General features: G+C 55.5%; 11 protein-coding genes. 8 read left to right on the top strand and 3 right to left on the bottom strand.

Annotated elements, in window-relative coordinates:
* The first annotated feature begins 10 nt into the window (after positions 1-10).
* The 6 genes from G8770_RS15660 (at position 11) to G8770_RS15635 (ending at position 9,465) form a co-directional block, all read left to right on the top strand.
* A complete protein-coding gene (locus G8770_RS15660) occupies positions 11-799 on the top strand; it encodes an enoyl-CoA hydratase/isomerase family protein (protein ID WP_167188827.1) in 789 nt (262 codons plus the stop codon).
* A gap of 46 nt (positions 800-845) precedes the next feature.
* A complete protein-coding gene (locus tag G8770_RS15655; RefSeq protein ID WP_167188825.1) occupies positions 846-2,897 on the top strand; it encodes an acetyl/propionyl/methylcrotonyl-CoA carboxylase subunit alpha in 2,052 nt (683 codons plus the stop codon).
* An 82-nt stretch (positions 2,898-2,979) separates the two neighbouring features.
* Complete coding sequence (locus G8770_RS15650) at positions 2,980-3,882, top strand: hydroxymethylglutaryl-CoA lyase (RefSeq protein ID WP_167188822.1); 903 nt, start codon at positions 2,980-2,982, stop codon at positions 3,880-3,882.
* A gap of 178 nt (positions 3,883-4,060) precedes the next feature.
* Positions 4,061-5,035: a sensor domain-containing diguanylate cyclase gene (locus G8770_RS15645; protein WP_167188819.1), complete on the top strand. Its 975-nt coding sequence runs from the start codon at positions 4,061-4,063 to the stop codon at positions 5,033-5,035.
* Between the two features lie 396 nt (positions 5,036-5,431).
* Complete coding sequence (locus tag G8770_RS15640; protein ID WP_243760528.1) at positions 5,432-7,030, top strand: arylsulfatase; 1,599 nt, start codon at positions 5,432-5,434, stop codon at positions 7,028-7,030.
* Positions 7,031-7,638: 608 nt separating this feature from the next.
* Complete coding sequence (locus G8770_RS15635; protein ID WP_167188817.1) at positions 7,639-9,465, top strand: SLC13 family permease; 1,827 nt, start codon at positions 7,639-7,641, stop codon at positions 9,463-9,465.
* Positions 9,466-9,612: 147 nt separating this feature from the next.
* On the opposite strand, the gene G8770_RS15630 is transcribed toward G8770_RS15635, so the two are convergent.
* Entirely contained in the window at positions 9,613-10,500 is an 888-nt protein-coding gene (locus G8770_RS15630; RefSeq protein ID WP_167188814.1) for a dienelactone hydrolase family protein, read from the bottom strand.
* 661 nt (positions 10,501-11,161) lie between these two features.
* On the opposite strand from G8770_RS15630, the gene G8770_RS15625 reads away from it, so the two are divergent.
* Positions 11,162-11,371, top strand: coding sequence for a cold-shock protein (locus tag G8770_RS15625; RefSeq protein WP_167188811.1), 210 nt, complete (start codon positions 11,162-11,164; stop codon positions 11,369-11,371).
* 293 nt (positions 11,372-11,664) lie between these two features.
* Here the strand turns inward: G8770_RS15625 and G8770_RS15620 are convergent, their stop codons facing one another.
* Complete coding sequence (locus G8770_RS15620) at positions 11,665-11,880, bottom strand: dodecin (protein WP_167188808.1); 216 nt, start codon at positions 11,878-11,880, stop codon at positions 11,665-11,667.
* 252 nt (positions 11,881-12,132) lie between these two features.
* On the opposite strand from G8770_RS15620, the gene G8770_RS15615 reads away from it, so the two are divergent.
* Complete coding sequence (locus tag G8770_RS15615) at positions 12,133-13,347, top strand: MFS transporter (protein ID WP_167188806.1); 1,215 nt, start codon at positions 12,133-12,135, stop codon at positions 13,345-13,347.
* Positions 13,348-13,497: 150 nt separating this feature from the next.
* Here the strand turns inward: G8770_RS15615 and G8770_RS15610 are convergent, their stop codons facing one another.
* The gene (locus G8770_RS15610; RefSeq protein WP_167188802.1) at positions 13,498-14,859 is read right to left on the bottom strand and encodes an amidohydrolase family protein; all 1,362 of its coding nucleotides are present in this window, start codon (positions 14,857-14,859) and stop codon (positions 13,498-13,500) included.
* Positions 14,860-15,303: the final 444 nt, after the last annotated feature.

Here is a 15,303-nt window from a genome sequence, read left to right as displayed (position 1 = left end):
GGGACCCCACATGAGCACAGTAATCACCCACATCGATGAGCGCGGCATTGCCACGGTCACCATGAACAACCCGGACAAGCATAACGCCTTTGACGACGCCATCATTGCCGAACTGACTCAGGCGTTTAACGCCGTGGCCAGTGACGATTCGGTGCGCATCGTGGTGCTGGCCTCGGCAGGCAAAAGCTTTTCCGCCGGTGCCGATTTAAACTGGATGAAGCGCATGGTCGGTTATACCCATGCGGAAAATCTGCGCGACTCCCACGCCCTGGCGGAAATGCTGCGGGCCTTAAACTTCATGCCCAAGCCCACCCTTGCCCGCGTGCAGGGCGCCGCGTTCGGCGGCGCTGTAGGGCTGGTCAGCTGCTGTGACATGGCGGTGGCTTCCACGCGCGCCAGCTTCTGTCTCAGTGAAGTCAAAATCGGCTTGATCCCCGCCACGATCAGCCCCTACGTGGTGGCCGCCATTGGCCCGCGGGCGTCGCGTCGCTACTTCACCACCGCCGAACGCTTCAGTGCCGACACGGCCAAACAGCTCGGACTGGTCAGTGAGGTGGTCGAGGCAGATACACTGGATGACACCCTTGAACAACTCATTGCTCAGCTGTTGGCCAACAGCCCGGCAGCGGTGAAAGCCGCCAAGCAACTGGTGTTTGATGTGGCTGACCGGGTGATCGACACGCCCCTGATTGCAGACACCTGCTCACGCATTGCGGATATCCGTGTGTCGGAGGAAGGGCAAGAAGGCTTGAGTGCGTTTTTGGAAAAGCGCCCGGCATCGTGGCTGCAGCCCCAATAAACACCGCCTTGAACCATTGAGACGAATTCAAAGAAGATAAATAACTATGAATATCAAACAGTTCAGTAAAATCCTGATTGCCAACCGCGGTGAAATTGCCTGCCGCGTCATTCGCACCGCCCGCAAGATGGGCATCCGTACCGTTGCCGTGTACAGTGACGCCGATCGCGACGCCCTGCACGTTGCCATGGCCGACGAAGCGGTTCACATCGGCGGCGCTCCCTCGCGGGAATCCTATTTGCTGTTTGACCGGGTCATCGACGCCGCCAAAAAAACCGGCGCCGAAGCCATTCACCCGGGCTACGGTTTCCTGTCCGAAAACGCCGCCTTCTGTCGCGCCTGTAAAGAAAACAACATTGTTTTTATCGGCCCGCCGGTTGGCGCCATCGAAGCCATGGGTTCCAAATCCGCCGCCAAACAGATCATGGAAAAAGCCCAGGTACCGCTGGTCCCGGGTTATCACGGCGAAGATCAAAGCCGCGACATTTTGAAAAAAGCCTCTGACGATATGGGCTATCCGGTACTGCTAAAAGCCGCGGCCGGTGGTGGTGGCAAAGGCATGCGCCAGGTGTGGAAAGAGTCCGAATTTGACGAAGCGCTGGCGGCCGCCAAACGCGAAGCCATGAACGGCTTTGGCGACGATCACATGCTGGTGGAGAAATACCTCACGCAACCACGTCACGTGGAAATTCAGGTGTTCTGCGATCAACACGGCAACGGCGTGTACCTGTTCGAACGCGACTGTTCGGTGCAACGTCGTCACCAGAAAGTGATCGAAGAAGCGCCGGCACCGGGCATGACCGAGGAACTGCGTGCCGCTATGGGCGATGCCGCGCTGCGTGCCGCCCAAGCCATTGACTACGTCGGTGCCGGTACCGTGGAATTCCTGCTGGACGTCGACGGCGCTTTCTATTTTATGGAAATGAACACCCGTTTGCAGGTAGAGCATCCGGTTACCGAAATGATTTCCGGACAGGATCTGGTGGAGTGGCAATTGCGAGTCGCCGCCGGCGAGCCTTTGCCCCTGGCTCAGGATCAACTGCGCCTCAACGGCCACGCCTTCGAAGCGCGGATCTACGCCGAAGACCCCGACAATGATTTTCTACCGGTGACCGGCACCTTGTCGTTCTTGCAGCCGCCCGACGTCAGCGACCATGTGCGCGTGGATACCGGCGTGCGCCAGGGAGATGACGTCAGCGTGTTCTACGACCCCATGATCGCCAAGCTGATTGTATGGGATGAAAACCGCGACAAGGCGCTGCAGCGACTGACCAAAGCCCTGAGTGAATACCGCATCAGTGGTATGACCACCAACATCGATTTTCTTTACAACCTGGCCAACAGCGCGCCCTTCCGCGAAGCCCAACTGGACACCGGTTTTATCGACAAACACCACAGTGTCATTTTTCACGATGAGCCCCAGGACATCAAACAGAACCTGCCGCTCGCAGCCCTCTATCTGGTGTTACAACAAGCACAAGCGGCACAGCAGCGTGCTGCACTCAGCCTCGACGCCACTTCGCCCTGGAACGCCACGAACGCCTGGCGAGTCAATGAACCCCACCTGCATCATTTCAGTCTGCGCTTTCACGACAGCGAATTTTCTGTGGCGGTGGAACAGCACACCATTCACAGCACCCCCACTGCCGGCACGCGCTACAGTATCCGCGTTGGCGGTAACACCGTTGTGGCGGAAGGTCGTATTGACGGCAACACCCTGCACGCCAATATCGATGGCTATCAATTCAGCGCCAGTGTCGCCGAGCATGTCGATCCGGCGGGCAACCACTATAGCCTCTACACCCAGAACAGCGCGCTCAGTTTCGCCCTCGTGACACCCGACCTGGGCGACGCCGGCGACGATTCCGGCAGTGGTGGCCTCACCGCGCCCATGAACGGTACCATGGTCACCTTGCTGGTCGAGGCTGGCAGCACCGTCAGCAAAGGTGACGCCCTGCTGGTGATGGAAGCGATGAAAATGGAGCACACCATCCGTGCGCCTGCCGACGGCGTGGTCGAAGCATTTTTCTTCCAAGCCGGCGAGCTGGTGGATGGCGGGGCGGAATTGGTGAAATTTGCCGTTGCCGAAGACGCTTAAACGGCATTCAATATTCTGCACGATCAGATCCCCGCACCAGCGGGGAGCACGATTTTGAAAAATACAGATCACAGGTGTATGTATGACTTTACCCAAACACGTGCGCATCGTCGAAGTGGGCCCTCGGGATGGCTTACAAAACGAAAAGCAACCCATTGATGCCGCCACCAAAATTGCGTTGATCGAGCGCCTGGCGGATGCCGGAGTCAGCCACATTGAATCCGGCAGTTTTGTGAACCCCAAATGGGTTCCTCAAATGGCCGGCAGTGACGAGATCCTGTCGAACATTCACCGCAAAAACGGTGTTGTCTACTCCGCGCTGACCCCGAACCTGCAGGGTTTTGGCCGCGCCGTTCTGGCCAACACCGATGAAGTGGCGATCTTCACCGCCGCGTCTGAATCCTTTACCCAAAAAAACATCAACTGTTCCATTGCCGAAAGTATCGAGCGTTTCGAGCCCATTATGAGCGAAGCCAAAGCGCGGGGTATTAAAGTGCGCTGCTATGTCTCCACCGCATTAGGGTGCCCCTACGAAGGCTATGTGGCTCCCGAAAAAGCGGCGCACGTTGCCAAACAACTTTACGACATGGGCTGCTATGAAATTTCCATCAGCGATACCACCGGCGTGGCGACTCCTGCGTCGACACAACGGGTGCTGGAAGAATGTTTAAAACTCATTCCCCTGGAGCATCTTGCGGTTCATATGCACGACACCTACGGCCAGGCACTCGCTAACATACTCATTGCCCTGCAAATGGGGATCAGTGTGGTGGACAGTTCCGTCGCCGGTCTGGGCGGCTGCCCCTACGCCAAAGGCGCATCGGGCAATGTCGCCACGGAAGACGTGGTGTATATGCTCAACGGCATGGGCATCGAAACCGGCATTGATCTGGATACCCTGATTCAGGCGGGAGACTCTATTTGCACAGCACTGGGTCGCGACAACGGCTCCAAAGTGGCGAGGGCTCTGCTAACCAAAGGCTGAGTACTCTGCCTTTGGTTCTCACCCTTATGTGGCCTTATGGGTCAAACCTCGGCAACCGGTGGGGACGCCTGCAAACAAACCAACGAAGGCGCACTTGTGCTGCGCCTTCGTAATTGCGTCAGTGCATGCTACTCTTACAGTCAGAACCGCTCAAAGAATAGACAGCAGACTCTAACTGATGCCCCCCAACCTCCCACCCCGGCCAGAAGACATTGATCCGGCACAAAGCTATGAAGCCATAGCCACCATACTCAACAGCCTGGACGCGCTGGTTTATGTCGCTGACATGGACACCTATGACGTTCTGTTCTTTAACGACTACGGGAAATCCGTGTGGGGCAATCCCGGTCACAAAAAGTGTTACGAGCTGCTGCAAGCCGGCCAGACCCAACCCTGTCAATTCTGTACCAACCCCAAACTGATCGACAGCGACGGCAATCCCTGCGGAGTCTACGTGTGGGAATTCCAAAACACCCAAAACGGTCGCTGGTATCAATGCCGGGATCAGGCCATCCGCTGGATTGATGGTCGTCTGGTGCGGATTGAAATTGCCACCGACATCACCGATAGAAAAACCATCGAGCTCGAATTACAACAAGCCAAAGCCCGGGCTGAAGCCCTGGCCGATACCGATGAACTCACGGGCCTCTACAATCGCCGCGCCTTTTTTAACTATGGCAATAAACTGGTACAGCAGGCCCAGCGCGCGCGCCAGCCCCTGTCTGTCATTATGTTTGATGTGGATCACTTCAAACGCGTGAATGATCAATGGGGACACGCCGCCGGAGATACCGCGCTGATCGCGTTAACACAAGCAGCGGCCGATTCCCTCAGAGCCCCGGACTTGCTGGCGAGACTGGGCGGCGAAGAATTTGCCATCATCTTGCCCAATACCGGACTCGACGATGCCCGAGGACTGGCGAGACGGCTCCAGCACAACATCGCCCACCTGCCCATCACCATTGAGCAGTGCACTTTCCATTGCACCGCCAGCTTTGGTTTAACCGTTGCGGACTTTACGTGCCAGAAATCGTCCGCGTCACCAAGCGCTGCCTATGTCTCACTGGACACTCTGCTCCAGCGTGCTGATGAGGCCCTGCTGACGGCGAAACACAGCGGACGAAACAGAGTGTGTGAAACGCCAGCGGCTTAACCTCTCCGGCCGTTTCGAGACCCTCGCGACTCAATCTGCCACCACTGACGGCTCCCCTTAAGCGCATTGCACCTTCTCCCCCCTCCGTCCCCGCGACAAGCCTAGTCGCTTACCAGAGAGTATGCCCCCCTGTTAGCCCCGCCTGTGATGCCTGATCTGTGGCGGCCCCAGGGCGTGGCGACACCCCCGTTGAGAGGCACATCTGACATCCAACAGAGTGAATAATGACCGATTTCGCGCCTTTTCAGGGGAAAACAACAAACCTCTTCTATACTCTTTTCTCATGGCTGTCCGGATACAGAAAGTGAATTCTGGCCAGGAATCAATAACGCCAAAACTGTTTAATCGTCAAAATCGATGGGAAACCACAAAGCCACTTTTGGAAGGAGCAGTACAATGACACTTTCACTCGATCATGTATTCAGGCCCATGCTCGCAGTGTGCCTAATCAGCATGCTCTGCATGGCGACCGCCAACGCGCAATCCAAAAGGCCCAATATACTGGTCATCTGGGGCGATGATATTGGCTGGCAAAACCTCAGCGCTTATGGCATGGGCACCATGGGTTACACGACGCCCAACATTGACAGTATCGGCAGGGAGGGCATCCGTTTCACCGACCATTACGCTCAACCCTCCTGCACTGCCGGTCGCGCCGCGTTCATTACCGGTCAGTACCCTATCCGCTCAGGTATGACGACGGTGGGCCAGCCAGGGGATAAACTGGGTTTGCAGAAAGAATCTCCCTCCCTTGCGGAAGTGCTTAAAGACGCGGGTTACGCCACCGGCCATTTCGGCAAGAACCATCTGGGTGATCGCAACGAACACCTGCCCACCGCGCATGGTTTCGACGAATTTTTCGGCAACTTATACCACCTCAACACGCAGGAAGAATCCGAACAGCGGGATTATCAGCGGTTTGGCAAATCCTACTCCGGCGATCTCGAACAATACGAAAAAAAATTCGGCACCCGCGGCGTGATTCACTCTTTTGCAACAACCAAGAATGACAGCAGCGAAGATCCGCGTTTTGGCAAGGTCGGCAAACAGACCATCGAAGATACCGGTCCACTCACTCAAGAGCGGATGAAAAACTTTGATGAAGCGGAAGTCATCCCACTGGCGACAAAATTTATGAAGAAAGCCAAGGATGATGGCAAGCCTTTCTTTGTCTGGCTCAACACCACCCGCATGCATCTCTACACACGCCTCAATGACAAGTGGCGCTATGCGGCAGAGGACTACACCTCCGAAGCCGACTTCCACGGTTCCGGGATGTTGCAGCACGATCACGACGTGGGCCTGGTGCTCGACTACCTTAAAGCCAATGGACTCGAAGACAACACGATTGTCTGGTACTCCACCGACAACGGTCCCGAGCACTCCTCCTGGCCGCATGGTGCAACCACCCCTTTTCGTGGTGAAAAGATGACCACTTATGAAGGTGGGGTGCGCGTCCCCTCCATGATACGCTGGCCCGGTGTCCTCAAATCTGGCCAGATGCTCAACGGCATCCAGGCCCACCAGGACATGTTCACGACCCTCGCCGCCGCTGCGGGCGTGGACGACGTGGCAGAAAAAATGAAAAGGCAGAAAAAACAATACATCGACGGCGTCAACAATCTGACCTACTGGACTGGCGAATCAGACCATTCCGCGCGCAACACCATTTTCCATTATTATGAGTCGAAACTGACGGCGGTAAGAATGGGGCCCTGGAAATTCCACTTCTCAACCAAGGAGGACTATTACGCCAATGTCATTCCCCGCACGGTGCCCCTGGTCTTCAACATTCGCATGGATCCTTTTGAGAGCTACGACAGCCCTGACGCTTATGGCCACTTAATGCAAAAGGTTTCGTGGCTTCTACAGCCGATGGGCGAACTCATGGGCCAGCACCTCCAGACCCTAAAAGATTACCCACCGGTGCAGGGCGGCAAGTCATTCGACATGTCCAATGTGGTTGAGCAGTTCATAAATAAATCTCAACAGTAGATCACCGCAACGGCAACCATCGCTCACCTCTGTCAACGGCTGGTTTGTCATCACCGCTGGCAGGGGGAGCGAGCCAAGAACATAGCCCACAGCAGGCAATGACAACCTGTGCAGCGGCTGAAATGATCACCAGCTCGCGCTGTCCCTCTCTCGCCCTCAACCGGTATGTCTTCTGGCCGGCCCCTCTTGACCGACCCCCTCTCGCCACCGCACCTTTCATCAGCGCGCGCAGCGAACACCTGCCTCTGTATCGAGGCGCCTATCCGAGCCCGGTCTTATACAAGCCCGGCAGATCCAGCCTTAAGCCTCCTGACCAACCGGCCTAAAAGGGCTGAACACCGATTGATGCCTACCCCTAAAGCAGAATCAGCAGCCATCTTAGCGCTCGCCACCCCGGGGCACTCGATGCTATCATACGACAATTACCGAACAACAGTGTTGTTCATGATAAATGCCGTAAAACAGCTCAATACAACTTCACCGCAGCACCAACCAGTCATTATGATTGGGCATCCAACTGATCAACGTAAACCGCTGTAGCGTGACCCAAAAGGCCACACCAGAAGTCGCCACTGACCAGATATAACCACCGAAAGGAACCACTCACCATGTCCCATGAAACACTGTTTGTCTTTGCCATCATTACGGCAGCCGGGGTGTTAATGGCCAGCAATCGGGTGCGCTTTGATATCGTGGCCCTGCTGGTGGTACTGGTGTTGATGCTGAGCGGCATTTTAACCATTGATGAAGCTCTGGCCGGTTTTGGAAGCCAGGTGGTCGCGCTGGTGGCCGGCCTGCTGGTGATTGGAGAAATGTTGTCGCGGACCGGGGTGGCCCGGGTGGTGGGTGACTGGGTGTTAAAACATGGCCGGCAGAGTGAAACCCGCTTGCTGGTGCTGATTATGGGCAGCGCGGCCCTGCTGGGCTCGGTCATGAGCTCGACGGTGGTGGTGGCGCTGTTTATCCCGGTGGTACTGCGCATCACCGCCGAAACCCAGCTCAATGCCTCGCGCATGCTGATTCCCCTGTCCTATGCGTCGTTAATCTCCGGAATGCTGACCTTAATCGCTACCACACCCAATATTGTGGTGCATGGGCAGTTAAAAAGTGCCGGTTTTGAGGGCTTTGGTTTTTTCAGCTTTTCGCTGGTGGGTCTCGCGGTGTTGCTGGTCAGCATTGTCTACATCACTCTCATTGGCCGACACCTGTTAGGCAAACAAACCGAAACCCCCACTGAGCGACAAATCCTGCGTTCCGTGGAAACCCTCTGGCACGAACACAGTCCGGACAGTACGTACCGCAAGCTGCGCATCGACCGGGGATCACAGTTTGTCGGTGCCTCTATTGCCGAAACGCAATTGGAAACCAAGTACCACGTTCGTATTGTCGGCGTCCTGCGGCGCACGTTCAAAGGACGGGAACATATTTTATCGCCCGCACCGAGTGTGGAACTGTTGGCCGGTACGACCTTACTGGTACTGGGCAAAGAAACCGACATCAGCCGCTTGGTGGAAGAACAATCCCTGGCCGTCGTCCCCCAGGACAACAGTGATCGTCAGCGCTGGCTCTGGGACATCAGTGGCGCCGCGGTGCTGATTCACCCCGAGTCCCAATTGCTGGGCAAGTCACTGCGGGAAATCGGCTTTCGCTCCAATTACGACGCTCATGTCCTCGGCGTGCGCCGCAACTTTAAACCCCTGGAGGATTACAGCGATGTCAGCCTCAAGCCGGCCGACAGTATTTTTGTGGTGGGCTCGTGGGATAAAATTCAGCAACTCAGCCAAAAAACCCATGACTTTGTGGTGACTGAATTTCCCCGCGAGCACCTGGATGTGGTGCCGTCTTACAAGCAGATGCGCACCTCGCTGATGATTCTGGCTGCGATGGTACTGTTAACACTGTTTAATATTGTGCCACTGATTGTGGCGGTGGCGCTGGCGGCGCTGGCGGCGGTGTTCACCCGCTGCCTGACCATGGAAGACGCCTACCGATCGATTCACTGGAGCAGCCTGGTGTTGATTGCCGGCATGCTTCCCTTGGCCGAAGCCCTGAAAAAGACAGGCGGCACCGAAGTGATTGCCAACACCCTGATGAGCCTCTCCGGTGACTCCGGGCCCTATATGCTGCTGACGCTGGTGTTCTTTCTCACCGCCAGCATTGGCCTGGTGCTGTCCAATACAGCGGCGGCGGTACTGGTCTCCCCCATTGCCATCTACGCCGCTACCGCCATCGGCTTGTCTCCTTACCCGTTTGCAGTGGCGGTGGTGATCGCGGCCTCTTCAGCGTTTTCGACGCCGGTGGCCACGCCCGTGGTCTCGCTGGTGGTCGAACCTGGACGCTACCAGTTCATAGATTTTGTCAAAACCGGCCTGCCTTTGCTGGCGCTTACCTACCTGACAACGATGTTGGTGACGCCGCTGCTGTTTCCCTTTTAAACCCCAGGTGCTCTTTTTCATTGGCCGGCTTAAGATCCTGGAGACGGACGTCTTGTTTAGCCGTTGAAATGTTTTGGCACTGCGTGAGAACGCTCACTGTACGTGCCAGAAGATCGCTCGCCGGTTCTCTAATGACACATTCTGCACTTAGACAAGCCGCTGCTCAAACAAGGCCAGCAACCGACTCCAGGCGCGCTCAGCCTGAGCTTCGTTGTAAACGGCAGAGTCCGGCGGGCACCAGCCGTGCTGCGCCCCCTCATAGACTTCAATTTCGGCATCAACGCCCGCGCTGTCGAACACCTGCCGCAACACGGTTTTGGCTTCCGGCTGATGGGCGTCATCATTTTCGGCAATGGCCACCAGAAAACCGGCCTTGATGGCGGGCACTAGCCGGTGCGGACTGGTCTCAGCCTCGGTCACCAGCTGGCCGCCGTGAAAAGAGGCCCCGGCGCCAATGCGGTCCGGCATATCCGCAGCCAATCGAAACGTGTACGAACCCGTCATGCAGTAGCCCGCTGTGCCGATCTTGCGTTTGGGCTCCACGCAAGCCTGTTGATCGAGAAAGCGGACAAAAGCCCGGCCATCCGTGACGCAAGTTTGCGGTGACAAGGTGCCGGCCAGCGCTCTGGCAGCAGGAAAAACCTTACTGCGCAGGTCCGGATCAATGTAGGTGGTCCCTTGCGGAACAACCTGCCCTGGCTGAGTCCGATAATAAGGATTCACCACCAATACCGAGTAACCGGACTGGGCCAGGCGTTTACCCATCTGTCGATAGGCTTCACGAATTCCAAAGATATCGGGCCACATGATCACCGCCGCATGTCGACCTTGACTAGGGTGCACAAAATAACAATCCGCCATGCCATCTGGCGTCTCCACCATGACCTGACCTTCATTCACCTCTTGCGCTTGTGATGCCACCGGCAACATCATGGCTACCGCCAATCCCAGCCCTGCCTTGCCAAAAGTTCGACGGGTGGTTGTCACAGCCTGATGGTATTGCTCACTGTCTTTGATTGTCTGTTCGTCACACATGCCTGCGGTCCATTGTTTGGTTGTAAAAGTGAAAGTGAAAGTGAAACACTGAATCTGTGCCGATTGGGCTAGCAACTTTTAAATCAATAAGCGTTCAACAAATTGCCAATCATTAGCGGTCGGTCTGGTCAACCTCAAATACTGCCCTGGGTACTCTCCGGATGCTGAAGAATAACGCCTTGGGCTGATGCGCCCGATGCCCCGCTGTCCTTACGTCGCTCTATTCTTACGTCGCTCTATTCTTACGTCGCCCTGTTCTTATCCCACCTCCAACCCCGGCACTCATCTTCACTAGGTGATCATCTGAAAGATAGCCGATAAACGAGCAAGGTTTCTACTGCAATTATCCGAATTTGAAGTAAAGTCAGACCCGCTATTACCCGGGCCCGGGCGAGGCAATTTTCGGCAGGCGTCCCTGAACTGACCCCCGCCACCCCCACCGCATGAACGGGGGATGCACAATATTAATCACAATAAGACTGGACAGTGACAGCCATACTCTATACAGTGGCTTCAGCTAGAAAAGAAGTCTCTTATTTACATCCTACATTTCGCTGTCTTATTCGTAATACTCGTCCTGCAGTTTCTAAGTTCCAGCCTCCATTTTTTCGCTATTACGCCTTTTGAAGGCACCTCTATTTATAAATTTCAGGATATTATTATGTCTAACACAACTACAGGAACCGTAAAGTGGTTCAACGAAGCTAAAGGTTTTGGATTCATCGAGCAGGAATCAGGTCCCGATGTTTTTGCTCACTTTAGCGCCATTGCCAGCTCGGGCTTCAAAACCCTCGCCGAAGGCCAGCGTGTTGAGTTCACCGTGACCAGCGGTCAAAAAGGGCCTCAGGCCGAGAATATCGTCGCTCTGTAATAGCGCCATATTCTAATCGAAAGGCAAGTCTGCAGAGACTTGCTTTTTTTATGCGCTCCTTTTGTGCTCTCCGTTTATGTCATTCGTTTTCATGCAGCACATCGTGCGTCTATTTTATGGAGGCCTTTGGGGTTTTATAGAAGCCTTTTAGGTGCTTCCTGCACAATGGGTTGCAGTTATCCTTGGCTGTTCTGTACTTAACTTACGACCCTGCAATCGTTGCTGTGTTTCCGAGGTCAACTTCAGGCCTAACCGCACCGTTATCAATGAAGTTTTTTTGCGCTCCCCTATACTTAACTGCCCTCAACGCGGAAGCCGATTTTCAACGTTACCTGAAAATGGCCAACATCATCGCCAACAATGTGCCCCCGGGTTTCAATCACCTCAAACCACTCCAGATTCATAACCGATACTGAACATTCCCGTATCGCGTTCCTGATGGCGTCATCAATGCTTTTTTTGGAGGACCCCACCACTTCAAGCTTTTTATAGGTGTGATGATCAGACATAGCGTACTCTCCGACGAACGATAAACTTCTAGTATAGTTTAAGCTCAAACGGCTGCCTTTTCCCCCAACACACTCGCGCCCACCATGCCACCGCACCACCTGCCGCCCACACTCTGGCCCGAATTCTCAGAGCGGGAAAAGACTTTGCTCGAGCAATAAGCCAAAAACAGGCGCCACGAGTTTCTTCTAACGGCGCTTTTCTCTATCATTACGCCACATCGCGTTCAGCTGCCCTCCCTCAGGAATGACCCCATGTCCCGCCCCACCAAACTATTCAGTCTTTCCATTGGCCTGGCTTGTCTTTTATTGGCGCTGAACTTTGGTATCCGCTCTTCCATGGGCTTTTTCATGGCGCCCATCTCAGAAGAATTTGGCTACGGACGCGAGGTTTTTGCCTTTTCCCTGGCTCTGCAAAACTTGTTCTGGGGCTTGTTTCAGCCCTTTGCCGGTGCCTTTGCCGATCGCTACGGCACCTTTAAATCGCTGTTAATCGGCGCCGTCCTCTACGCCCTGGGGCTGTATGTTACCGCCAGCGCAGAAGGCGTGATGGGACTCAACCTCGGGGCAGGCCTGTTGATTGGCATGGGCATTTCAGCAACGGGTTTTGGTGTCGTACTACCCGCCATGGCACGTATGGTACCCCCGGAAAAAAGTTCGTTCGCACTGGGCCTTGGCAGTGCGGCTGGCTCTGCCGGGCAATTACTGGTGGTGCCGATGGCACAGGAATTTATTGCCGGTTACGGCTGGAGCACCGCGCTGATGTTGCTGGCGGTTTGTGCACTGGCAATGATGATTTTGGCAACCCCATTTCGCACGGTTGATAGCAACAGCCACTCCAGCAGCACCGAGTCGGCGCAAACCATGACCCAGGCGCTGCAGGAAGCCAGTGCCTACCCCCATTACTGGTTGCTGGTTTCCGGTTTCTTTGTCTGCGGCTTTCAGCTCGCCTTTATTACCGTGCACATGCCGGCCTTTCTGTCCGATCAGGGCTTCGCCCCTGACGTCGCCGTTGCCAGCCTGGCTTTGATCGGCCTGTGTAATATCTTTGGCTGTTTATTGTCTGGATCCTGGTCCGGCAAGCACTCCAAAAAGTACCTGCTGACCTTTATCTATGCCTCTCGGGCACTGACCATTGCTGCGTTCATGATACTCCCCATGACGCAAACCTCGGTGTACGCCTTTTCCATCGTCACGGGCCTCCTGTGGCTGGCAACCGTGCCACCAACATCCGGCCTGGTTGCGCAGATGTTTGGCTTAAAGTACATGGGCCTGCTGTATGGCATTGTTTTTTTAAGCCACCAACTGGGGTCTTTCAGCGGGGTATGGCTGGGCGGTTATTTGTATGACATGACAGGCTCTTACAGTGTGGTCTGGTGGGCCGCCAGCACCATTGCACTGATCACCGCGGTGATCCATGTCTTTATTGATGAGCGCCCGGTGCTGCGATTGCGAACAGCCCCCGCCTAGCAACAGCGCTGGTGTTGCCTGGCGGCCAGCGCGGCAGCGGGTCGAACACAGCCCCATTCACCCTGTTAACCCTGTTAACCTCATTAACGCAGTCTGACGATTCAGCCATTCAGTGACGACCGCTACCCTCGCGCCATTTCGAACAAGTTGTCAGGCGGCGGCCCGACGGATGAGCTGCTTGAGTGCCTGCTGAACATCCGCCGCGAGCTTTGCTCGATCCAGATTGATCGGCTCGCCGCCGTGCACCACCCGCTTACCATTCACAAAGCTGGCCTTAACAGAAACAGGTTCCCCGGCCATGAGGGGCGCCCAGCGGCGTTCATGCATACCCTCAAAGCGGTAATGCGATAAATCGTACACCACCAGGTCCGCCACACTGCCAATCGTCAACTCACCTGCTTCACTAAGACCCAACAATCGTGCCCCATTAGCGCTGGCCCACTTAAAGCAGCGCTCCAGAGTGGTGGCTTGAGGGCCCTTTACTGCGCGATGCAACAGCCACGACAAATTCGCCTCCTGCACCATCGAGCCCGATTCTGCAGAGGCAGAACCATCCACTCCCAGGGTGATGCTCATTCCGGCTTGCTCCATATCAATCACCGGAGCAATGCCGCTGCCGAGACGACAATTTGAGGTTGGGCAATGAGCGATAGTGGTGCCACTGGACACCAGGCGGTCAATGTCGGCCTCCGTTGCCTGGACCAGATGCGCATACCAGACATCGCTGCCCAGCCACCCGCAACGGCCTGCAAACTCTACCGCGGTGCAGTCATATTTCTGTTGTGCCTGAGCTTCATCAAAAGGCACTTCCAACAAATGTGAATGCAGCTTTAAATGGTACTCGCGCGCATAACTCGCCAACTGCCTGAGACCATCCTCGGGAGCGGAATGAACGAGACACGTCGGCGCCACAACCAGCTTGCGCATGGCGTTTCCATCTGCCTCATGGTAGCGACGGCGACTGGCGTCCAAACGCCGCAGCATCAAGTCGATACTTTCCGGCTGGATGCGGGCTTGCGCCATGCCTTTCTGGTCAACAATCTCTGTTGCGCCGCCGCGACAGAGCACCAGCCGGATGCCCAAGTCTTCCGCCGCCTGCCAGACGGCGTCCTCCAGCTCCGGCGTAATTGTCGAGTGGTATAAATAGTGGTGGTCGGCACAGGTGGTGGTGCCTGAACGCAGCAGCTCTGACAGGCCAATGGTTGCGGCCAGGTACATCAATTCTGGCGTAAAATGAGGCCAGAAGCGGCAGGGCACCGCGTCCAGCCAACCTTCCAGGCCCAGGTTTAAGCCCTCCGGGACACCTTTCAGGACAGACTGAGCCAAGTGGTGGTGAGTATTCACAAATCCGGGATACACCACACACCCGCCCGCATCAATCAACCCCTCAGTTTTATGGTGCTCAAGTTGATGCCCGATCTCGGTGATCCGCCCTTGCTGAATCCGAATGTCCGTTGCCCCTTCACACTCGTCGGTAGCAATGGCATCGGCATGCCTGATTAAATAGTTCACGGAAACTCCCCCGCTCTAATGACAAAGAGCAAACCAGAGCACCTCGACCGCCTCTCCCGAGACCCGTCTTGCGAGTTCTACTGACGATAAGCTTTAGCGTTGTTGATAACGTCATTTTATAACACAGCTGATAACGCAGTTTATGATCTGACTCTTAAACCGACGCTTAAATAAGCTATTAAATACGCCGCTAAACAGGCACTTAAGCCATCGATCTGCCCAGGTAATACCTACTCATTAACTGTAGACCACATGACTCACACAGGGCCACTGGCGATGGCAAAGAGAGCCTCTTCCGACCGGACGAACATACCCAAGCGCTATAACGGTGAGCCCCTACAATAGCGCCGCCTGAAAACACTCTGGCTGCCAGGCACAATTTCGGTCCTGCCTTGATGTCCTGCTTCGCCTTGCTTTTTACACAATCAATTCGGTTACGGCCTG

Source organism: Pseudomaricurvus hydrocarbonicus (assembly GCF_011602365.1).
Taxonomy (GTDB): Bacteria; Pseudomonadota; Gammaproteobacteria; order Pseudomonadales; family Cellvibrionaceae; genus Pseudomaricurvus; species Pseudomaricurvus hydrocarbonicus.
Note: the sequence above shows the minus strand (reverse complement) of the source record. Positions and strands in the feature narration are given on the sequence as shown.

What these genes read in the sequence shown, in the direction of transcription:
- G8770_RS15660 (WP_167188827.1), top strand. Translation starts at nt 11, where the DNA reads ATGAGCACAGTAATCACCCACATCGATGAGCGCGGCATTGCCACGGTC.
- G8770_RS15655 (WP_167188825.1), top strand. Translation starts at nt 846, where the DNA reads ATGAATATCAAACAGTTCAGTAAAATCCTGATTGCCAACCGCGGTGAA.
- G8770_RS15650 (WP_167188822.1), top strand. Translation starts at nt 2,980, where the DNA reads ATGACTTTACCCAAACACGTGCGCATCGTCGAAGTGGGCCCTCGGGAT.
- G8770_RS15645 (WP_167188819.1), top strand. Translation starts at nt 4,061, where the DNA reads ATGCCCCCCAACCTCCCACCCCGGCCAGAAGACATTGATCCGGCACAA.
- G8770_RS15640 (WP_243760528.1), top strand. Translation starts at nt 5,432, where the DNA reads ATGACACTTTCACTCGATCATGTATTCAGGCCCATGCTCGCAGTGTGC.
- G8770_RS15635 (WP_167188817.1), top strand. Translation starts at nt 7,639, where the DNA reads ATGTCCCATGAAACACTGTTTGTCTTTGCCATCATTACGGCAGCCGGG.
- G8770_RS15630 (WP_167188814.1), bottom strand. Translation starts at nt 10,500, where the DNA reads ATGTGTGACGAACAGACAATCAAAGACAGTGAGCAATACCATCAGGCT.
- G8770_RS15625 (WP_167188811.1), top strand. Translation starts at nt 11,162, where the DNA reads ATGTCTAACACAACTACAGGAACCGTAAAGTGGTTCAACGAAGCTAAA.
- G8770_RS15620 (WP_167188808.1), bottom strand. Translation starts at nt 11,880, where the DNA reads ATGTCTGATCATCACACCTATAAAAAGCTTGAAGTGGTGGGGTCCTCC.
- G8770_RS15615 (WP_167188806.1), top strand. Translation starts at nt 12,133, where the DNA reads ATGTCCCGCCCCACCAAACTATTCAGTCTTTCCATTGGCCTGGCTTGT.